Raw genomic sequence first — 22,352 nt, 5'->3', positions numbered from 1 at the left:
CAATGATTGAGTTGAATCATTTTTCTCAAGTTTTCTAATTCATACAGATTTAAAGCTAGTCGAGTAAATCACCATGATGATCTACTCGATAAGCTGTTCAAAATCATGTGCTGTGCGATATATCACAAACACACAGCCAATCCTTTAAATATGATATTTGATTATTTTTTTTCAGCCAATTGATAAATCAATTGTTCCATTTGTTGCATGTATTGACGATTCTCATGGTCCCATGGATGGAAGTTTGGACGGAAATAATCGATATAATTTCCCAATTGCTTTCTCAATACACCAATGCCGCCAAAGGTATAATGATAGGTCTTTTTCCAGCTGGATAAATCACTTAACTTCCCTTCTCCTTTAACAATGGTCAAGAATACAGGAATCACTAAGCCCCAGAACACAATCGTTGCGACCACCAATCCAAAACTACGAACAGCATAGGCATAAGGACCATGCCCCATTGCGGTATTCCATACATCAAAAGCAACAGCTTTATGTTCTGTTTCTTCAAAAGCATGCCAACGCCAGATATTGGCATAATGTTCTTCAGCGCCTTCAAATAATTCAGGTGTTCGTAATACCGAGTCTGCCAATAAAGCGGTAAAATGTTCTAATGCAATTGTTCCACTGAGCCAAAAATATGCAGGTAAATGCTGTTTAAGCAGACCAAAAATCTCTAAAACCAATGCTTCAAATTTTGGTGCAATCGGTGAGCGTGCAAATAAGGCTTGGTTATATTCTTCATGCTCACGTCCATGCATTGCTTCTTGACCAATAAAAGCCGTCACCGCTTTTTGTAATTCTGGGTCTTGGACTAAATCACGATGTGCCCTTACCGCATCAATAAAGAAGCGTTCGCCAATAGGCAAGACAATAGAAAACGTATTTAGCAATGCGGTAAAAATTGGACCTGCGGCGGTATGCCAATCTGCGATTCGCTCTGCGGGTAAATTAAATCTGACATCACGGCGAATAGGTAATGGCTCATGATACACACTCGATTTAATAAATTTTTTTAAAATGCCCATGGTTGATCCTGCCTCTGGCTGATTATCATTTTTTTAATTTAGCTGGTGCGCTTATTAGAATTTTACTTAACTGGGTATAATTCCATAGGTCATTTCGACTCATTTACATGTCATTGCATCCCTTTTTCTGATAGTTCGATCGAATAAGTTTCTCAAAGTATGTCGATATATGTTTGCGATACCATCAACAGCATGATCTAAACTGTGTAAAAAGTGGATCGTCCAAATGTCTTTTTCAGTTCAAAATAGACTTTGCTGAAATGCCGCATCAAGCATATTCAATAAAAAACGCCGAGTCATAACAGAAATTAAATGTAAGATATTTCAGAGAAGTACATTTAGTTTTTGATTTATTTTTTAAAATTAAAGGTTTTCACAACACTTAAGCTTGAACAAATACTCTAGTATTTACAAAGCAGTGCCTTAAACATCAAGGCACTGCTTTGTTCAAGATATAAAAAATTTAGCCATTAGAATAATAATTTTTTATGATGCTCATCGCTTTGTAATGGAACAACGTGGTCATCTTTTAAATCGACCCCTGAAAGTTGTAATTTAAATGAATTCCGCATCAACGCCATTAAACGCTGTGTGGCAATTTGAATACTCAGCCCTGCAGGTCGTACATTGGAAATACAGTTTCGGCTTGAATCCATACTGCCTTTTCGCGCTTTCCAAGTGTAATACACCCCCATACTGTCAGGTGAGCTTAGACCCGGCCGTTCGCCAATCAACATAATCAATAAGGGTGCATTAAAACTTTCCGCCACTTCATCGCCTAATGCCACACGACTCCCTGTAGCAAGTACAATTGGCGCCAGTTTCCAGCCTTCAGCATCAATATGTTCACGTAAGGAATTGATATAGGCAATGGCATTCTCTTCTATTGCACGTGCAGATAAGCCATCACCAACCACGATACATACATCATATTGCTGTGGGTGCTGTTGGACATAAGTCGTGAGTTGAGTTTGAGCCTGTTCCGATAACTCACGGCCCAAATCAGGACGCTTTAAATATACTTCTTTGTCGGTTGCTTTACTTTCCACAATGAGACTTTCAAATTTTAAATCTCTAAGCCGAGCTTGCATATTTTCAGTATCTAATTGGTGAAAAACAGCATCTTTGGCCTGTGCATGAGAGAGTTGAAACTTAAGCAGTTCTTGAGTTGGAATGCTACATCCTACTCTTCCCATCGCAATACGAGCATCAGTATATTGTTTTAACTTATGCCAAGGATCTTCATGAAAGCCATTTGGAAAAGTTTCAAGTTTTGAGAGTTTCATGGTTTACTCTCCTTTTTATGATAATAATTTAGCAAAGTTTTTTGGCATACTGCTTGGCCAATGAATTTGCCGTTGTTCTTGGTGCAAAATTCCTTGCTGATCTAACCAAGCCGAGAACTCAGGGGCAGGTTTTAATCCCATTAACTGGCGTAAATATAAAGCATCATGGAATGATGTGGTTTGATAATTCAACATCACATCATCCGAACCTGGAATTCCCATGATAAAGTTAATTCCCGCAGCACCAAATAGCGTGAGTAACACATCCATGTCATTTTGATCTGCATCAGCATGGTTGGTATAACAAATATCACAACCCATAGGTACACCGAGTAATTTGCCACAGAAGTGATCTTCCAACCCTGCACGAATAATCTGCTTCCCGTCATACAAATACTCTGGACCGATAAACCCAACCACAGTATTGACCAATAATGGATTGTATTTACGTGCCACGGCATAAGCTCGTGCTTCAATAGTTTGCTGGTCCACACCATGATGCGCATTACTGGATAAGGCACTGCCCTGTCCAGTCTCAAAATACATGACATTTTTACCGATTGTTCCTCGGTTGAGTGCTAAAGTCGCCTCATAACCTTCCTGAAGTAAATCCAAGGTAACACCAAAGCCTTCATTGGCCAATTGCGTACCCGCAATGGATTGGAACATTAAATCAATTGGAATATTACGTTCTGCAAGTTGAATCCCAGAACTGATATGGGTTAACACACAAGATTGCGTAGGAATTTCATATTCTTGAATAATATGGTCGAGTAACTTCAATAACTCTGACAAATTATGTAAGTTGTCTGTGGCAGGATTAATTCCTATCACAGCATCACCATTACCATACATCAAGCCATCCAATAGGCTGGCCGAAATACCCAATACATCATCGGTTGGATGATTTGGTTGTAAGCGGGTTGATAAATGACCTTTTAAACCAATCGTATTGCGAAATTGCGTCACCACTTCACATTTACTTGCAACCAAAATTAAATCCTGATTACGCATAATTTTACTCACAGCAGCAACCATCTCTGGCGTTAAACCCATGGCTAAATTGGCCAATTTTTCAGAAGTTGCATCTTCACTCAACAACCAATTGCGAAAATCACCCACAGTAAAGTGCGCAATTGGCGCAAACAAATCAGCACGATGCTCATCAATAATTAAACGCGTAATATCGTCTTTGTCATAGTCGATAACCGTCTCATTTAAAAAAGTTTTTAACGGGACTTCTGCCAAAGCCATCTGTGCTGCCACACGTTCCGTTGCATTACTGGCAGCAACACCTGCCAACTCATCACCAGAACGTAATGGAGTAGCCTTAGCCATTAAGGTTTTTAAATCTTGGAAAATATATTGTTGCTGAGCAACGCTATAACGATAACTCATAATTATAATTCCTGTTCTGCTGCCTTAATGCTGGCAAATTCTTCTTCTGGTGTGCCTGAAATCAGATGATGACGACTATAAACAAGAAAATAGACAATGAAGACCACATAGATACCCAAAGCGATAAACCAGACTTTAGGATCGACAAGGAAACCCGCAACCACGGCGACAATTGATAAGATCAACGCAATACTGGAAGTAAAAATACCACCAGGTGTTCGATATGGACGATATACATCAGGTTGTGAAATACGTAATTTGATATGCGCCATCATCATTAAAACATAAGAAATCGTCGCACCAAATACCGCAATCAAAATCAGTAAATCACCCTGTTTGGTCAATGACAATAAGAAGCCAATAATCCCCGGAATAATCACGGCTAAATATGGCGATTTATTTTTGTTGGTCAATGATAAAGACGTAGGTAAATAACCCGCACGAGAAAGTGCAAAAATTTGCCGCGAATAGGCATAGATAATCGAGAAGAAACTCGCGATTAAACCAGCTAAGCCAACAAAGTTTACAAAGTTCGCCAACATGCCGTGCCCATATACTTTAACCAGCGCATCCACCAAAGGTGCACCTGAATCTTTAAGGACACTTGCACCTGCTGCACCTGCACTCAATATTAAAATCAAGATAGCAAAAGCAGCCAAGATCAGCATTGCACCAATCAAACCGCGTGGTAATGATTGAGCCGGATCCTTAGCCTCTTCAGCAGCTAAAGGAACACCTTCTACAGCAAGGAAAAACCAGATTGCATACGGTACTGCTGCCCAGATTCCTATATAACCTTGGGGTAAAAAGCTACTCGCACCGGCTTTAGATGAGTCAACTGCAATATCGAATAGATTGGCACTGTTAAAGTGAGGAATCATCGCGACAAGGAATACCACCACTGCAACCACTGCGATTGCAGTAATCACAAACATGATTTTAAGTGCTTCACCTGCGCCTTTTAAATGAATCCCCATAAAAACCAAATAACAGATTAAATAAATTAACCATCCACCCACTCCAAACAAGGATTCACAATATGCACCAATAAAGGTCGCGATTGCTGCTGGAGCGATGGCGTATTCGATCAGAATCGCTGTTCCTGTTAAGTAACCGCCAAATGGTCCAAAGGCCATACGAGCAAAACTGTATCCACCACCTGCTGTAGGAAGCATGGTCGACATTTCTGACATCGAAAGGCATATACATAAATACATAATCGCAGCAAAAATCACTGCGACAAACATACCGCCCCAACCACCTTGTGCGATACCAAAGTTCCATCCAGCAAAGTCACCTGAAATCACATAGGCAATCCCTAAACCGACCAAGAGTAACCAGCCAACAGCACCTTTTTTTAATTCTCGTTGAGCAAAATATTCTTTGGAATCTTCTGTTTTTACGATAGTTGATTGTTCATTTCGAGCGTCCATCATCGTTCCTTTTTAATTTGCCTTCTTTTGTATAAGCAAAAAAAGTGCCTTTCCTTGGATGACGTCAATGTTTTTTGTTCAATCCCATGAACATCACGTCTTGTCAGTTGTTAAAAACTGCTTTTAAATGAATCTATCAAACAAAGGTAGGAGAAAAGTTGAATAGCCCACATCATAGAGAATCGGAAAAAGTTATTGAAAATTGAATAATTAAAAGAAAAATAATGAAATTTATATATTTTATTTACTTTGTTATTTGTTTATTTAATTTAAGATATTATTTAGTATATATGCATAAATGGATTATGCGATGGACTCAAAACCACCTGCTAAAAAACCAACAAGCAAAAAGGAAAATTTAACCCCTGCCCAAGCAAACTCACGTTCCCAGCAAGCATTACAATCCGCACTGATTCAATGTCAGCAGGATTTACTCAATACGGCGCTGCTCGCTGCTGTTGTTATACAAATCAGAGATATGCAACAAAATCTACTGTGGTGTTCAGTGAATACAGATCAATTCGCAGGATTCCAACAAGATCAGGATTTAGAAACAAAGCCAGAACACTATATTTATAGTGCGCCTATTCTTGATTTAACATCAGGGGAAGCCTGTGGTGAAGTGGTTTTATTTCACAGCTTAAATCAAGCAAATATTTTTGGACAATTGGCTGTTACACAATGCGCCGAGATCATTGCACAAAAATTATATACACAGCCCTTTAATCGTTTAACCATCCATGCGTTTTCAGTACCACAGAAAATAATGATCAATGATCAGTCGATCCTTTTAACGCCACGACAATTTGAAATCATCTGTATTTTGATTCTAAATCCTATGGGTTTAACTTTAGAGCAGTTACATATTTATCTCTATGGCGATGAACAGATCAGTTTAAATACGCTTAAATCTGAGATTTCTTATTTAAAAAATAAGGTGGGCGAATTAATCTGTGCAAGAACCTATCAAATACAGGCAGAAATTCATGCGGATTTTAAAGAGTTGGAAGATGCTGTCGATGCCGGTTATCTTGATACAGTCAAGCAACTATACCAAGGTGATTTCTTTATAAAAACCAAAAGCCCTTTTCTAAACAATTGGCAGCAGATTCTAAGTATGAGGATCAATAATCTACTTGTATAAACATCCTTGGCTTGCGATCGATTAATACCTATCTCAACATGTCATTCTCAAAGCTCTACTCTCGAAATAACATTCTAAAATCCGATTTGCCAGATCTATCTTTAAAAATAATGTACAAAGCCTAAACCTATTTTCTGCCAATCAAGTTGGTTTTGTTGTTGGTATTCCCAATTGACGTTTAATGAATTTTGACGATTGAGCGAATATTGCAGTGTGCTCTGGATACGTAAATTCCACTCACTTGAATCTTGCCAATAGGGTAATTCAACTTGAACAACACTGTTTAAGCGATCTGACCATACATTTTGACAGCCCAATGTTGGTCCTAGTCCAACACGCCAGCCTTTATCCAATGATGTACCTGCTTGAAGCTGTGTTTGCAATTCCGCATAACAGAGATGCTTACGATCATCATCTGCAAGGGTATAACCAGATTGGGCTTTTGCACTGACCACGCCATGTTGTTGCTGGTCAGTAAATTGTCCATTTTGAATGGCTTCTTGCTGCCAGCCCAAAGTAAAACCCCATGTTATTGGCATTTTAAACGGGGTAATGGGGTTATAAGAGTTTACTGTTAATAAGTCGAGATGTTCGAGTTTAAGTCGATCATCTCGCCATTGTGCTGCACCATCCAGAAACAACAATTGTGTGCCTGTACGGAAGCCGCCCTGTGGATCTTTTAGTTCGTGATAGGCCTGACGATGATCAATTTGTACAAATTTTTCACCCTGAACCTCACCCGCTTCTACGGACCACTTACGTGAATCATGTCCATTGACTGGATCAACTTTGGGACGCACAGGTGCTAAACGTTGTTTCTCTATAGGGATTTGACTACGTAAGCCTAGCAGTTGTCTAAAACGCGGTTGAGTAAAGCTTGCATCGACCTGACGAGCAACGAATTGTAAATATAAATCGTCATAGGCCATTTCTAATATTTTTGCACGATCTTGATCATCATAATCAGCGATAGCCGCTTGCATCTGTTGTGGTTCTAGTACCGCAATTGCATGGGCTTTTTTTGCCAAAGCATGACCATGTTGTTTGGCTTGCGAATTTAATTGTGTTTCTAATGCTGGACGATATACCGCTTCTCGTACTAATCCCTGTTGTTCTACGGCTTTAATGGTTTCAATCGGGATCGCTGCATAAGTAAATTGCTTACGTAAATTCGATGTGGGACGGACTAAATCAATCAAACCCAATAAACGATAGGCACAATTATCGTTGACAAAATAATAAGGAAAACTGACTTTTTGCATTTCCCAAATATGTTTTACCAAAAATGCGGTCTCTTCAGGATTTAAATTCAGTTCATATTCCCAAAGATCACGGCTTTCAAAATCACCATATTCTTTCACTTTGCGATAATACGGCATTAAAGAATATTCGCCAGGATATTTCCCAACCAACCCTTTCCATGCATAAGACCAATTGTCATCGCTGTTTACTGTGGCTGCATAATTGACAGCATAAGAGACTAAGTTGAGCTGCTTTTGATCCTTAGGATCGAGACGAAGCAAGGTGTGTCCAAACATTGAGCTTGGATTGCCCATAAAATCAGTCGCATAAATTAAGGTCACTTGGTAGGGTTTGATTTGTGCATACCATTGATCAAACTCAGTACAGGACACAACGGGTAATTGTTGTTGTGAAATATTCAGTTGTTGCATCAGCCATTGACTACGTGCAGGAAATTTACAACGAATGGATTGATTGTCATCGGCGACTTGAAATAGTGCAGTGATATCTGCATTCATTTCATTTTGGATGTTCTGTCGACCATCTTGAGCAAAGAAATAACCTGAATAACTGACTTCGCTTTGATTTGTGTTTTTGTGACCTGCATTTTTGTGATTTAAGTCTTTAGCAGAGGCATCTTCTGCATAAAGTAAACGTTTCCATGTAATATGACTGGCTAATTGTTTTTGTTGTGCTAGTTTTAATGCGTTTTCTAATGCCTGCTGATTCTCTAAAAGTGATTCCGCATGCAAATGAACGGTAAACAATGAACTGAGTAAGCTTAAACTAAGTGCTAAATATTTCATTCAATCATCAATTTATATAGATATATTATAAAACTGCGCAATTAAAAAATGTCGGCTCAATACAAAAGTTCGCCCAATGTTCACTCATGCTTGATTCATTTTTCAATAATATGTGTTTGATAAAATTTAAATAAAAAAACCCTGCAACAAGGCAGGGTTTTTGACGCAATTAAACGTAAGCTTTTAATACTTCGTCTTTTGCCATCACTTGTTGAAGTGAAGCTAATACTTGTAGAGAATTTTGATTTTCTGCTGAATAAATACTTGCAAAGTTTGACTTAGCTACAGCATTAAAACGTGCTTTATCTGCATCTTTAACGTTTAACAATGAAGCAAGTACGTTAAGACTTTCACCTTGTCCTACAGCCATATCACGTGCAAGTGCTTCTGAGTTTTCATTGGTAAAGGTCACAACTTGCGCAGTCACTTTACCATTGCCATTACAACCTAAAGTACCAAACGTAATACCTAATAATTGGTTAGTTAAAAGACCATTGGTGGTTGCCGCTAAAATCTTAGGTATTTTTCCAGATTGACCAGCCCAAACTTGCGATCCTAAACCACAACCCACATCTGGATCAGCCATAGCAACACTTGAACCCGCAGCCAATACAGCAGCCAAAGCGATTTTTTTTAACATATAATTCTCCAGAATTTTCATATGCATTGTTTTAATTCAACATATGTAAATTGTTATTTTCCTTAATGTGTAAGTTTGATTACACCTATTTAGATTTATCACATAAATTTAGATAAGCAAATCTAAATATGACAATTACGAAATTATTTATTGTACTTTTTTAGTGACCATTCACCCTTTTTATTGCGATCTCCGAGAATTTCAAGTACTAAAACCAGACTCAAAAGTAACAGTAAATACCACGAGCCAAGCTTACCCCACCCCACCATATGCCATGCATCCACCTGACTCGGGTACAACCAAATTTTATTAAAAGTACTAATATTTTCAGCAACCCAAATTATAAATGCCAAAACAACTAATACCGGTAACATCGGAAGCTGAAATTCATGCTGTTGTAATTTAAAGCGAATTTTTGTTTTCCAAAAAATTACCACACTCCAAATGAACAATACATTACGAAAATCTGGAATAAAGAATTTGCTCATAAAATTGATATATGACAATACTGCCAGACTCAACATATTGGCAAAACTAGGCAAATTTAAAAAAGAAACCTGATACAAACGCAGTGAACGTGCAAAAAAACTACCGACTGCCGAATACATAAATCCTGCAAATAAAGGCACAGTCAAAAGTTTAAAAACGGCAGGTTGCGGATATTGCCAAGAGGCAATTTGCGGGTGTGTTAAAAATATTTCCATAGCCATGGCCATGATATGAAATAAAGCAATAACTTTCGCTTCTGCCCAGGATTCTAATTTTAAATACAATAAACAGGCTTGAATGATCAACGCATATAACAATAAATAGTCATAACGAAACAAACCATAAAATTCATGGCTGCCCATGCTTGCCGTAATGACAAATGCAATCAGCAATAAAATACCAAATAAGGCAGCCGATGCTGCCTTAAATAAAAATTCATATAATGATTTAAAATAGATCATAAATGCATTTACAACAATAAGTTAACCTAAATATTTGGCACTGTATTGGTGTACAGTGTCAATAAATGCTTTTGGTTTTTCAGGATCAACCCATTGTGTAATACCATGACCTAAGTTGGCGATATAACCTGTTTTCTCACCATTGGCATAAGCATCATCCAACATGGCTTTGGTTGCTTTCTCAATAGAATCAGCTGAACCATACAATGTTGCAGGATCTAGATTTCCTTGTAGCGCTGCTCGTCCATTGACTGTTTGGCGAGCCACGTTTAATGGGGTTGTCCAATCTAAACCAAATGCATCTGCACCTGTAGCAATCATTGGCTCTAACCATTGACCACCGCCTTTGGTAAATAAGATCACAGGTACTTTACGCCCTTCATGCTCTCGTTTTAATCCTGCAACAATTTTCTGCATATATTTGAGTGAAAATTCTAGATATTCACGATGCGCTAATGCACCACCCCAGCTATCAAAAATTTGTACAGCTTGAGCACCAGCCTCAATTTGAGCATTTAAATAGTCAATTACAGCATCGGCTAAACGATCTAATAAAGCATGTAAAACTTCAGGTTGTGCATACATCATCTGTTTGGTAAAACGGAAATCTTTACTTGAACCACCTTCCACCATGTAGGTTGCCAAGGTCCACGGACTACCCGAAAAACCAATTAAAGGCACTTGACCACCCAAAGCTGAACGAATGGTTGAAACCGCATTCATGACATAAGCCAGATCAGATTTGGCATCGAATTTGGGTAAATTTGCCACATCCTGTTCAGTACGAACTGTTTTATGGAATTTAGGGCCTTCACCTGTTTCAAAATAAAGCCCTAAACCTAAAGCATCGGGAACAGTCAAAATGTCTGAAAATAGAATTGCGGCATCAAGCTCATAACGGCGCAAAGGCTGTAAAGTCACTTCACAAGCAAATTCTGTATTTTTACAAAGAGAAAGAAAATCACCTGCTTTCGCACGTGTTTCACGATATTCTGGTAAATAACGCCCAGCCTGACGCATCATCCAAACCGGAGTCGTATCTACAGGCTCACGCAATAAGGCACGTAGAAAACGATCATTTTTTAAGGTCGTCATTTACTTTCCCAATCAAAAATTAAATTCGCCCCATCATAGCAAAAAGGCCTGCTACATAACCATTTCTAGAAAATTTTTCTCAATAAAGTTTTAGTTTGATGACTTTGATTTAAATTTCATTTGGTATACGAAAATAAAACAAAACCAGCTGACTGAGAAAATGTCTATAGAAAAAAATGATTAACACAAAACAAATACTGCAACACCTTATAATTTCTGCAATACTTACCCAGATTTTTAGTCATAAATTATGAATAATTCTTAAGGTTGATCTACATGTTCGTTCGCTCAATTCTTGCTTTGAGTTTAAGCTGTTTATTAACAGGTACAGCTTTTGCTGCATCTACAGCTGAGCAACCTCTAACGCCTAAAAAAGTTGCTGCTCCCGTTGAAGATCCTATTGATCCACTTGCTATTGACAGTTCTGCTTCAAGTGTAGAAACACAGATAAGCCAGCAAGAGCAACAAGACTTAGACAAAGCTGCAAACACGCTACAAAATTTAGAAAAAACTGAGGATAAAAACTCAGGTACTGCTATTGCCCCATCGGCTCCACAGACCACGACTGCAAAAACGGCAAGCAATCCCAACGCGCCTAAAGCATCTTGGACTTTAGATGGAATCAACAATGCAGAATGGTACGAAAATATTGGCAAGGGTCAATTCCCTGTCTATGCTCGTGCCCATGTCATGTTAAATAATGCACATGCTTCACCTGGTGCAATTGATGGTTCAAGCGGTATGAATACGCTGAAAGCCATTGCTTCATTCCAACAAATGAATGGCATTAAACCAACGGGTGAGCTGACCAAAGAAACTTGGGATGCATTAATTTCTCAACAAGGCAATAAACCTGCTTTTGTAGAATACACGATAACTGCTGAAGATCTAAAAGGTCCTTATGCAAAATCAATTCCACGTGATTATGCTTTACAAGCAAAAATGCCAGGTTTGTATTACACCCGTGTCACCGAAATGCTGGGTGAAAAATTCCATATGGATGAAGAGTTCTTAAAGAAACTTAATCCTAAAGCAACATTTAACAAAGTTGGTGAAAAGATCGTTGTCACCAATATCCGTAACGAATTGCCTGAAAATATCCATTTAATTGTGGCGCATAAAGGCGCGAAACAATTGTATTTATTTAATGCGCAAAACCAAATGGTCGGCTCATTCCCTGCCACGATTGGTAGTTCTGATACACCATCGCCAACAGGAACGTATAAAGTTACCGGTGTTGCACGCAACCCTTGGTATAGTTACTCGCCAAGTAACTTTGTACAAGGCAAAAACTTAAAACCATTATCATTACCACCTGGTCCAAATGCCCCTGTAGGGAATATCTGGATTGGCTTGAGTAAGAAATCATTTGGTATTCATGGTACGCCAAACCCATCTGCTATTTCGAAAACAGCTTCACATGGTTGTATTCGTTTGACCAACTGGGATGCCAATGACTTAGGTAAAAAAGTTAAATCGGGTGTAACAGTTAAATTCTTAGAATAATCTTATACTTGATGAAATGAAAACCAGTGTGCATACACTGGTTTTTTTATTGCAAAAGATAAAAAACTGATCGTTCTAAAAACAAAACAATATGTTGCTATTTTGCTATTTCATCCCAATTACTTAAATATTAATATTCACTCATGTTAAAAAATAAAGAATTGGAGACTTGAGATGAATACTTTTTTACATCACAGCGAAAACCGTGGTCACGTAAAAATGGGTTGGTTAGACACCAAACATAGTTTCTCTTTTGGTAGTTGGTACGATCCTAAATATATGGGTGTTGGTTCTTTACGTGTAATCAATGATGATACCATTGCAGCACATAAAGGTTTCGGTACTCATCCACATGACAATATGGAAATTTTGACCTGTGTGCTCAAAGGTACCATTTCACACAAAGACAGCATGGGAAATGAACGTCATATCCATGCCGGTGAATGGCAATTGATGAGTGCGGGTACAGGTGTACAACACAGTGAAATCAACCAAGGTGATGAAGCCGTTCATATGTTACAAATTTGGGTGATTCCAAATGTTCAAGATGCTGAACCAAATTATCAACAAATTGAACGTGATCCTAAAAAATCACCTAATGAATGGCAATTGATTGTGGGGCCAAATGACAATGCCCCGATGCATATTCGTCAAGATGCTGAAATTAAAGCGGCATATTTGGAAAAAGGTCACACACTTGAAGTGAAAGCAACCCAAAAATTTAACTATGTACATGTGATCGACGGTGAAATTGATATTGCCGGTCAAGTCGTTAAAGCAGGTGATGCTTATTTATTTGACGAAGATTCAACACTCACTGCACATGAAGATAGCCAGTTTATTTGGTTTGATTTAAACAGCTAATCCGTATGCAATAAAAAACCTCCGTATGTAATATATGGAGGTTTTTTTATGTCGAGCTTGTTGAATAAGTTAGCAGCAGTGTTTAAGCACAATAATTTTTTTTCTGATCTTTAATCAATGATAGAGCAGCATTCCAAGCGGCCTGAATAATTGGTTCAGCAGCATCACTTTCAAATTGCTTGACCGTATATTCACATATTTGCTTACTCGGATAATGCAGTTTCGAGCTACTCATGGCTTTGATCTGAACTTGACAAGCCCGTTCTAAAAAGTAAATTTCGTGAAATGCTCTTGCGATACTATTACCAGTGGCGAGCAAACCATGATTACGTAAAATCATGCAACGGTAATTGCCCAAATCCTCAACCAAACGCTCTCGCTCTGCGGTGGAAAACGCAATGCCCTCATATTCATGATAAGCAATATTATTATAAAATTTCAGTGCATGTTGCGACAAAGGCAATAAACCTTTTTCTTGTGCAGACACCGCAATCCCGTCTGCCGTATGGGTATGAATAACACAGTGAATATCATCTTTGGCATGGTGTAAGGCAGAATGAATGACGAAGCCTGCGACATTGACCATTTTCCCTTGGTCATAATCGGCCACAATATTCCCTTCATGATCAATCTTCACCAAATCTGATGCTTTCATCTGATCAAATGTCACACCATAGCGGTTAATCAGAAAATGATCAGGCTCATGCGGGACACGTAAACTGATATGGGTATCAATCAAATCGGTCATTCTATAGTGTGCAATTAAACGATAAAGTGCTGCCAACTGACAACGTGCTTCCCATTCAGCCTTATCAATATGCTTTGGACGTTTCATCCTAAAATCCTTTTTATTGCCAATGTATAAAACATCATTACTTTTAACGAGAGTTCAACAAATTAACAAGTTTTAATTCGTGAATGGCAACTAAAGCATCAATTTTGGAGTTACAGAATATAAAAAATCCAAACCAATAATTGAATATTGATTTGGATTAAAATTATTAATTATCATATTTTTTATTATTACTTATACTTATTAAATTGTTATAATAAAGTTTTATCTTTTATTTATTTTTATTAAATTAAAAAATTAAATTATTATTTATTTTAATTCTTCATTATTGTTATAAAACGCCCTCATTCGTTGTTATAAAAAATAGATTTAAATACTGAGCTGATAGAGTAATTTTTTACCCTTAAAAGTTAAATCCTTAATGAAAACAATATCTCTATTGTCCAAGTAAGAAATAGCATCATCAATTTCAATGTAGTCTTCATCAATCAACCATGAAATATCCAGTTCGTTTAAGTCGACCATACCGACTAAGTAAATAGCCTGATTTTTATTTTGTCGATTTTGAATGTTTTTTAAAATTTCTCGTATCTTAATCCAGTCTTTCATATTTTAAATCTCATCGTGCTTACAGATTCTATTATATTTATTGGAGAATTAAATGCTAGATAGAAAAATGCCCTATGCGACAAAATTTGTCGCATAGGGCATCACCATAAAAACCCGTAATATCTGTATAAATTTCACCCATGAATATGGATAAGAATTTCCCCAACAATCGCTTTAAAATTGCAATATTAAAGCTTGAATTCATCCCCTATATGCTGTTTTCGTACTTATAGCCAAACAAGGAAAAATCACCTCTGCTTGTAGCGCTTCTTACAAACTCACTGCTAGCGTCCCAATTTTTTGTGCATGTGATTGACCTTTGCAAAATCACGATTCCATATTTCACTCGTGTACAAAATTTTGCTCAATGAGATGTCATACGCAATCCCATTCCCCACAACCAATAAATGCCACGCTTTTCACGGTAAAATCTGCTGTTTAATCATTTGAAGTCACAATCTTATCCCTTTGCCTCAAGAAGACTGCGATAAGGACTTTTCAGCATCACTTGATTCTAGCTTGATCTCATCAGGCTGTTTTTCTCCACGATTTAAAAATAGATTTAATAAAATTGCGGCCAAAGTTGCTGTACCGATTCCACCAAGATCAAATGAACCAATATGTACACTAAAATTACCTGCTCCCATGATCAAGCTGACCGCAGCGATAATTAAGCTACTGTTTTTAGTGAAATCAATTTTGTTATCAATCCAAATCTTTGCACCAGCCACTGTGATTAAACCAAACACCACAATTGAAGCACCACCTAAAAGCGCAACAGGAATAGTACTAATTACAGCTCCAAATTTAGGTGATAAGCCCAACAAAATGGCAAAGATCCCAGCAATCACAAAGACAGTCGTTGAATAAATTTTAGTGACGGCCATAACCCCAATATTTTCAGCATAGGTGGTCATGCCTGTCCCACCAACAGAAGCTGATAAACTGGTACATACACCATCGGCAAAAAAAGCACGTCCCATATAAGGTGATAAATCACGGCCTGTCATTGCAGATACTGCTTTAAAGTGACCTAAATTTTCAGCGACCAGAATTATTGCCACGGGCGCAATTAACAGCATGGCATTGGCATTAAACGTAGGTGCAACAAAATGTGGTAGGCCTAACCATGCAGCATTGCTAATGACTGCAAAATCGATAGCTTTGCCAAAGCCCATTACATTGGCAAGGATAAAATATAAGACATATGCACAGACCAAACCCAACAACAATAATAAGCGACGCATCATGCCTCGGGTAAATACAGCAATCGCACTGATACACAGAATGGTTAGAATTGCCATCCAAGTATCAAATGAATTTGCTGAAACACTTTTAATGGTGACGGGTGCCAAATTTAGTCCAATGATCATCACGATTGCACCCGTAACAATCGGTGGCATCAACTTTTCAATCCAACCTGTTCCAGTCTTCATGACAATTAAACCAATCGCGGCATACACTAAGCCACAAGCGATGGTCCCCCCCAAAGCCAAGGCAATATTCGGGTTTGATCCCACTCCAGCATAGCCTGTTGCAGCAGCGACAGCACCAATAAATGCAAAACTAGATCCAAGATAACTTGGCATTCTTCCACCTGTCATCAAGAAGAATAGAATCGTGCCAATACCCGTGATAAATATGGTTAAATTGGGATCAAAGCCCATTAGCAAAGGGGCAAGAACCGTTGCACCAAACATTGCAAAAGCATGTTGCAAGCCCAAAACAATACTTTTTCCAGCAGGTAAATATTCATCAATTTGCACAGGGGTTTGATCTAAATTTCCTGTGTATGGTTTAAATGATGTAAACCATGGTTCTTTTATCGCCATTTTCTAAGTCCCCATATTGAGAGATCAACATACATTTTGAGGTTCACAGTAACTGCGTTTGAAATATAGAAGCGCATTTAAACTTGGGTTGTGACGAATTGCTTTGACCTGACAAAACAATACATCATGACTGCCGACCACTTGACTGGATACCACTTCACAATCAAATGAAATTAGGGCGTTATCTAACACGGGAGAACCTGTCACCAGTTCACTCCATTCAGCTTGTGCAAATCTCTGTTGCATCGGTGTTTTGCCACCAAAGAGATTCGACAATTCGGCTTGATTTGAACCCAATGTATTGACACATAAAACTTTATTTTCAGAAAAAACGTGATATACCGATGCAGCCCGATTGAGACATACCAATAAGGTTGGAGGTGAATCCGTTACACTACACACTGCGGATGCGGTAAAACCTGCCTGCCCTGCATCACCTTTGGTGGTGATCACATTGACCGCTGCCCCCAGATTAGACATACCTTGTCTAAAAATAGCTTGATCGATTTCTAAATGGACATTGGCTTCACACGGCTTGTTAAACTCAATTATTTCACCAGCAAGTGCACTTTTCTGTTTGATCATTTGCATCATGACGCTCCCACCCCAATGCGCAAATGTTCATCGAGGTTAAAATTATTTTTGAAAAAAATGATTAAAACGCATAGACAAATCTAGACATGCTCTATCCCACATGTGCGACAGATGCTATTTCTACTAAGGCTTCAGGTTTAACCAGTCCGACTTGTACACAATATCGAGCGGGTTTATCATTGGGAAAATATTCAGCATAGACCACATTTACTGCGGCATAATCCGCCCAATCTTTGACGAATATTGAATTAAACGTAACATCATCCATCGTCCCACCTGCAGTTTCGATGACGCTTTTAATGGTTTCTAAAATATGCCGGGTTTGCCCTGCGGCATCACCGACACAGACCACATCATTATTTTCATCAAAAGCCAACGTACCTGAGACATAAACAATATTGTCTGCCTTGGTTGCTGGCACATAAGGTGCTAGGGGCTTAGCTGTACCTGTTGGGATCACAACTTGTTTCGACATTTTAAATTCCTTTATTTTTCCTTAAAGCATCTTCGCCATAGACTTCAATACTAGATATGGCAAAAGACAAATAACCAGTTTAAAACCACTAAGCCGATTGACTGAAAGTCACAGAATTTGGCTGTGCCTGTTGAGTATTAAAAGCCTTTACAAATGACGCCGTGTCAGACACCCATCCAAAAAAAGTTTGAATGTTATATAAGGCTGCCTCTTGCGCTGTTTGAGGACCCGCTTGATAACATGCATCTTTAAGCGCCACACCAAAGTATTCCAAGAAAAAACCATCTCTGAGGGTTGATTCCACACAAACATTGGTGGCAATACCCACGAAAACTAAATTTCGAATACCACGGGCACGTAAAATGCTGTCCAGCGCTGTATTAAAAAAGCCGCTATAGCGTGGTTTCTCGATCACAATGTCTTGAGCTTGAGGCCTTAACTCATCAATTAATGCAAAATCCCAACCTCCTTTTGCCAATAATTTGCCTTGTAAGTCAGGATTTTTACGCATGGTTTTTAAGGCATTGGATTTATGAAAGTTAGGAGAACCCAGACCACCTGCTTCTACATATTGCTGATCCCATCCGTTTTGGAAATAGATTACTTGGATGCCCACGGTATGTGCTGCATCAATGCTTTTTTTAATATTGGCAACCACAGGTTGAGTGGCTGAAACATCAAAACCAGCCAAATCTAAATAACCACCAATTGAGGTATAGGCATTTTGCATATCAATCACAATAAGCGCCGTTTGTTCTGGTGCAAGCTGAATTGATTCTGGTTCTGCTTTTAAAACTCTGCCCGTTCCTGCATGTGCGGTAAAATCTGTACAGACCAGATGTTCTACAGCTTTAGCGTCATTCATCATACTCATGCGCTTTTCTCCAAAATGGGTTGAGCTGATTGATAGCTTGCAACAACCTCCTGACGGCAAGTCATCAAGGGCTGAATACGTTGTCCAAAATCCTCAACCCCTTGTATAAAATCATCAAAAGTTAAAAGAATCCCTTCAGTACCTTGAATTGTAGAAATTTGATCCAGCATCTTGGCCACATTTTCATAAGAACCGACAATTGTTCCCATATTGATATTGACGGGTGAAACACTTGAAGCCATTTGACGAATATTGGTATCTGTACCCGATGTTTGATCTTTGCCACCTTGGTTCATTAACCAATTAATCGCCTCTAGATCTGCGCCTTGGTTATAGTTCTCCCATTTCGCCATGGCGTGTTGATCTGTCTCTGCGGCAATCACCATAAACAAAACATAAGTTTGTACATCTCTTCCAGTTTGGTCGGTATGTACTTTTAAACGGTCATTGATTTCAGCGTAGGCGGTTGGTGTATTTAACCCTTTACCAAAGACAAAATTATAATCTGCATATTTTGCAGAGAACGCTAAGCCCGCATCAGACTGGCCTGCACAAATAATTTTCATATCTGCTTGTGGCATTGGCTTTACTTGGCAATCCTCCATTTGGAAGAACTCGCCTTTAAAATCAGATGCTCCAGTTGCCCAAAGCTCACGTAAAATTTCGACATATTCAGATAAATAATCATAACGTTTAGAGAAATAATCATTCCCTGGCCATAGTCCCATTTGGGTATATTCTGGTGGTTGCCATCCCGTCACAACATTTAGCCCAAAACGTCCATTTGAAATTGAATCAATCGTTGACGCCATACGTGCCACGATGGCTGGCGGCATCACCAAAGTCGCGGCTGTCGCAAAAATTTTAATTTTACTGGTGACTGCGGCCAAACCTGCCATTAATGTAAACGTTTCTAAGTTATAATCCCAAAATTCAGTTTTACCACCAAAACCACGCAGTTTAATCATGGACAATGCAAAATCAAAACCATAATGTTCTGCACGCTGTACAATCTGTTTATTTAACTCAAATGTTGGCTTATATTGCGGTGCATTTTCTGAAAGCAACCAGCCATTATTTCCAATCGGACAAAACACACCAATTTTCATAGCTAAACCTCACTGGACAAAAAATATTCTAAAAAACATCTGATCAAAAATTTAAAACTTCACTCAACTTATAATTATTAATAATGCATAGTGCATGCCACTAAATTTAATGTATTGTTTTTATTGTTAAAATTTTAATTATTATTTTTTATTTTACCTTTTGGTAAAATTTATGAATTTCTTAAGTAAAAAATTAAACTAAAATAGTGCATAAATGCATCATTTTAGATCATTGAAATTTCTAAATCGGATTTAACAAAAAATAAAAAACCGCATAAAAATGCGGTTCGATAGCATAACAATTTTCGTTTAATCAACCAGTATTTTAATAAAATAAATAACCTATTAAAAATCAAAATTAAAACCGCAATTAAAACCATAACAAAATCAATATTTATAATATTTTACAAGCACCCTCAACAGCTAATCGAAGCTATCTTGCATATATTTTTTATGACCACCATAACCAATATTAATAATCATATTTGCAGCCATCATGTTTTTTTCTATATTTCATTTCCTAAAGAAAGCGCTGGCTTTTATCCTACTTTGGCCTCAGATGTCGTCAAAAATATAAATCGTGCAGGACAACGATTGGCAGAAGTAGGCCCCATTTTTACTACATCATAAATCTGCTCAGTGCTGATTATTTTATCTAACTAGCCATTATAGTTCTGGCTGCTAAGCACAATTGATTTATATTCATATTTAGGTTCTAGTCATAAAACCTCTTCTACTAAATTTTGAATTAAAATCTGATTGACTGTCTTACTTTCTGTTACAGAGGATGCATGTGCTCCTGTTTCCAACAGTGTTAATACGCCATGCCCCAATGCTTTTTTAAGATCGATACTCTTTTGATAAGGCACTAAAAAATCATCTTTGTTGGCAATATAATACACATCCGTTTTTGCCAAAGCTGCGACATGTTCAGGTAAAATTTTAAAATTCATCAATGCATTCATACGTACCAATACATTGTTGATGGGTGGGAAATCATCGAATCCAGAATTTTCAATATCCTGAATTTTTTGAATATGTTTTGAAATATAGGCAGGCGGATATAGGAATAAAGCTTGTACCCGTATATAAGCTTCAACACCTACATTTTCTAATAAAGTAATACGTGCCTGAAAACACTTTTGTGTATGCGGATCAAGTGCATCCCAAGCATTAATAAAAGTAAGACTGGTTAATGATATATCTGTGTTCTGAACCAAGACCGCCAATTCTGCCCCGATGACCGCGCCCAAAGCATGTCCAATAAAATGGCATTGTTTGATCTGTTGTTGTTGCAGAATATCGAGAATTTGTTTCGCCATATTTTTGATTGAGTATGATGTTGGCAATGCATCAGAATTCGCATGACAACCTTCTTGATCATAAACAAGCACTTGAAAATATTGGGTTAATGTTTCAATTTGTGGTTGCCAAAATGAGGCGTGCCCGCCTAAACCTGAAGATAAAACGACAATTTCAGCATCTTGCTGAGTAACACAAGGAAAAATTCGATAGCTCATTGTTTTACCATTCTATTAATTAGTTGATTTAATAACAGCAAAAAATATGCCGAATCCTTGTTATGTTTAGGTTGGTTTTTTAAAGGCTTTTGATGACCAATGTAAACGGTAGGGTTTTTATCCTATCCTTTACATACTAAACATAACATGGGCATATTTTTGACATAAAACTAAAAAGACTCTTGATAAAATGAATCTTTTATTCAAAATAATTCGATATCATAAACATAGACCTACCCATTAAAATTTGGATATTGGATTAAATCCCTTAAATGTATCTTAAAAAAAAGCAACAAGAATGTTGCTTTAAAATACAAAAGACTTTCAGCGTTATCCGAATAGATTGTTTCAATCAACGCATCCGTTTTAAGTTATAGGTTACCACACCCCAGATTTCAAATTCTTGCCCTTCTTCAATATAAATATTTTTAAATTCTGGATTCTCAGCTTTTAACCAAACTTTCGGTGGATCAAACTGTTTATCAATCATCAGGCGCTTCACCGTGAAATCATTATCAATACGGGCAATCACAATATCACCAGATTTTGCAGAAATACTACGATCTACAATCAAAGGATCTTCAATATCTATACCGACATCCAACATTGAAAGCGAATTTGCTTTAACAATAAAGGTAGAACTCTCATTTCGAATTAAATATTCGTTCATATCCAAAGATTGTTCTATGCTATCTTGAACAGAAAATGGCACGCCAGCAGCGACTCGTTCTGTCGCAAGTGGGATCTGATAGACCTTATCATTTTTAGGCTGAATGGTCTGGATATTGATACTAGAGCTTAAATCACTGAGCTGGCCGTTTTTGAAATTTTTCAGTAACCAGTTTTTGATAAAATCTACTTGTGACTCTGGGACACGGATAACTTTGGTCGGCTCACTAAACTGTGCCTTACGCCCAGCATTGGCTCTCGCACCTCCGTGTTCAAATTCTACTTTCTTAGACATTATTTATCCTATATGCTTCATAAAAGCCTGTAAAATCAATATAGCTTGAAAAAGTTACAAATTCAAGTTGACGGCAAGTTTTTTTTGAATAACAATAACTCTATCGATCAGTTTTGATACATCTATTTGAACAAGGACGACAAAGATAATCAATATACTTATCATAAATCAATAATTTAGAATACAG

20 protein-coding genes and 1 pseudogene are annotated in these 22,352 nt (G+C 37.8%); 3 read left to right on the top strand and 18 right to left on the bottom strand.

Going from position 1 to position 22,352, the window contains the following annotated elements; all coding sequences use genetic code 11:
- Positions 1-161: 161 nt before the first annotated feature.
- The 4 genes from FHR28_RS06535 to eat all read right to left on the bottom strand — a co-directional run bounded on the left by FHR28_RS06535 (position 162) and on the right by eat (position 5,148).
- Complete coding sequence (locus tag FHR28_RS06535; RefSeq protein ID WP_004724615.1) at positions 162-1,031, bottom strand: metal-dependent hydrolase; 870 nt, start codon at positions 1,029-1,031, stop codon at positions 162-164.
- A 470-nt stretch (positions 1,032-1,501) separates the two neighbouring features.
- A complete protein-coding gene (gene eutC / locus FHR28_RS06530) occupies positions 1,502-2,317 on the bottom strand; it encodes an ethanolamine ammonia-lyase subunit EutC (RefSeq protein WP_166782215.1) in 816 nt (271 codons plus the stop codon).
- 15 nt (positions 2,318-2,332) lie between these two features.
- Positions 2,333-3,715: an ethanolamine ammonia-lyase subunit EutB gene (locus FHR28_RS06525; RefSeq protein ID WP_105714104.1), complete on the bottom strand. Its 1,383-nt coding sequence runs from the start codon at positions 3,713-3,715 to the stop codon at positions 2,333-2,335.
- A 2-nt stretch (positions 3,716-3,717) separates the two neighbouring features.
- Complete coding sequence (eat, locus tag FHR28_RS06520; protein WP_105714103.1) at positions 3,718-5,148, bottom strand: ethanolamine permease; 1,431 nt, start codon at positions 5,146-5,148, stop codon at positions 3,718-3,720.
- 310 nt (positions 5,149-5,458) lie between these two features.
- Between eat and FHR28_RS06515 the strand changes: the two genes are divergently transcribed.
- Positions 5,459-6,292 (top strand): hypothetical protein, encoded by an 834-nt coding sequence (locus FHR28_RS06515; protein WP_105714102.1) that lies wholly within the window; start codon positions 5,459-5,461, stop codon positions 6,290-6,292.
- A gap of 101 nt (positions 6,293-6,393) precedes the next feature.
- Here FHR28_RS06515 and FHR28_RS06510 read toward each other — a convergent pair whose 3' ends face one another.
- The 4 genes from FHR28_RS06510 to hemE all read right to left on the bottom strand — a co-directional run bounded on the left by FHR28_RS06510 (position 6,394) and on the right by hemE (position 11,025).
- Positions 6,394-8,340 carry a DUF4105 domain-containing protein gene (locus FHR28_RS06510; RefSeq protein WP_166782214.1) on the bottom strand — a complete coding sequence of 649 codons (1,947 nt, stop codon included), beginning with the start codon at positions 8,338-8,340 and terminating at the stop codon, positions 6,394-6,396.
- A 169-nt stretch (positions 8,341-8,509) separates the two neighbouring features.
- A complete protein-coding gene (locus FHR28_RS06505; protein WP_004724626.1) occupies positions 8,510-8,980 on the bottom strand; it encodes a DUF3015 family protein in 471 nt (156 codons plus the stop codon).
- A gap of 143 nt (positions 8,981-9,123) precedes the next feature.
- Positions 9,124-9,930, bottom strand: a complete 807-nt coding sequence (locus tag FHR28_RS06500) for a DUF817 domain-containing protein (RefSeq protein ID WP_105714099.1) — start codon at positions 9,928-9,930, stop codon at positions 9,124-9,126.
- A 21-nt stretch (positions 9,931-9,951) separates the two neighbouring features.
- Positions 9,952-11,025 carry a uroporphyrinogen decarboxylase gene (hemE, locus tag FHR28_RS06495; protein ID WP_034611784.1) on the bottom strand — a complete coding sequence of 358 codons (1,074 nt, stop codon included), beginning with the start codon at positions 11,023-11,025 and terminating at the stop codon, positions 9,952-9,954.
- Positions 11,026-11,301: 276 nt separating this feature from the next.
- Here hemE and FHR28_RS06490 point away from each other — a divergent pair, with 276 nt between their 5' ends.
- Together FHR28_RS06490 and FHR28_RS06485 are read left to right on the top strand one after the other, a co-directional pair.
- Positions 11,302-12,531: a L,D-transpeptidase family protein gene (locus tag FHR28_RS06490; protein WP_004724632.1), complete on the top strand. Its 1,230-nt coding sequence runs from the start codon at positions 11,302-11,304 to the stop codon at positions 12,529-12,531.
- Between the two features lie 174 nt (positions 12,532-12,705).
- Positions 12,706-13,395 carry a pirin family protein gene (locus FHR28_RS06485; protein ID WP_151956756.1) on the top strand — a complete coding sequence of 230 codons (690 nt, stop codon included), beginning with the start codon at positions 12,706-12,708 and terminating at the stop codon, positions 13,393-13,395.
- Positions 13,396-13,477: 82 nt separating this feature from the next.
- On the opposite strand, the gene FHR28_RS06480 is transcribed toward FHR28_RS06485, so the two are convergent.
- The 10 genes and pseudogenes from FHR28_RS06480 to FHR28_RS06440 all read right to left on the bottom strand — a co-directional run bounded on the left by FHR28_RS06480 (position 13,478) and on the right by FHR28_RS06440 (position 22,165).
- Positions 13,478-14,230, bottom strand: coding sequence for a class II aldolase/adducin family protein (locus FHR28_RS06480; RefSeq protein WP_105714097.1), 753 nt, complete (start codon positions 14,228-14,230; stop codon positions 13,478-13,480).
- Between the two features lie 327 nt (positions 14,231-14,557).
- Positions 14,558-14,797: a hypothetical protein gene (locus FHR28_RS06475; protein WP_004724636.1), complete on the bottom strand. Its 240-nt coding sequence runs from the start codon at positions 14,795-14,797 to the stop codon at positions 14,558-14,560.
- A 473-nt stretch (positions 14,798-15,270) separates the two neighbouring features.
- Positions 15,271-16,629: a pyrimidine utilization transport protein G gene (gene rutG / locus FHR28_RS06470; RefSeq protein ID WP_166782213.1), complete on the bottom strand. Its 1,359-nt coding sequence runs from the start codon at positions 16,627-16,629 to the stop codon at positions 15,271-15,273.
- 24 nt (positions 16,630-16,653) lie between these two features.
- Complete coding sequence (rutF, locus tag FHR28_RS06465; RefSeq protein WP_166782212.1) at positions 16,654-17,223, bottom strand: NADH-dependent FMN reductase RutF; 570 nt, start codon at positions 17,221-17,223, stop codon at positions 16,654-16,656.
- A 91-nt stretch (positions 17,224-17,314) separates the two neighbouring features.
- A complete protein-coding gene (rutC, locus tag FHR28_RS06460) occupies positions 17,315-17,698 on the bottom strand; it encodes a pyrimidine utilization protein C (protein ID WP_166782211.1) in 384 nt (127 codons plus the stop codon).
- Positions 17,699-17,786: 88 nt separating this feature from the next.
- Entirely contained in the window at positions 17,787-18,572 is a 786-nt protein-coding gene (rutB, locus tag FHR28_RS06455) for a pyrimidine utilization protein B (protein ID WP_374759602.1), read from the bottom strand.
- Positions 18,569-19,681: a pyrimidine utilization protein A gene (gene rutA, locus FHR28_RS06450; RefSeq protein WP_151956753.1), complete on the bottom strand. Its 1,113-nt coding sequence runs from the start codon at positions 19,679-19,681 to the stop codon at positions 18,569-18,571. Before rutA ends, rutB begins: the two co-directional genes overlap by 4 nt.
- 542 nt (positions 19,682-20,223) lie before the next feature.
- Positions 20,224-20,348: pseudogene (locus FHR28_RS22125) on the bottom strand (nitroreductase family protein); the annotation flags it as partial.
- Between the two features lie 52 nt (positions 20,349-20,400).
- Positions 20,401-21,201, bottom strand: coding sequence for a pyrimidine utilization protein D (gene rutD, locus FHR28_RS06445; protein WP_056517866.1), 801 nt, complete (start codon positions 21,199-21,201; stop codon positions 20,401-20,403).
- Positions 21,202-21,553: 352 nt separating this feature from the next.
- The gene (locus tag FHR28_RS06440) at positions 21,554-22,165 is read right to left on the bottom strand and encodes a LexA family protein (RefSeq protein ID WP_004822739.1); all 612 of its coding nucleotides are present in this window, start codon (positions 22,163-22,165) and stop codon (positions 21,554-21,556) included.
- Between the last annotated feature and the right edge of the window lie 187 nt (positions 22,166-22,352).

This window comes from Acinetobacter sp. BIGb0196 (genome assembly GCF_011759595.1).
Classification (GTDB): domain Bacteria; phylum Pseudomonadota; class Gammaproteobacteria; order Pseudomonadales; family Moraxellaceae; genus Acinetobacter; species Acinetobacter guillouiae.
This window is presented reverse-complemented; position numbering and strand designations above follow the sequence as displayed.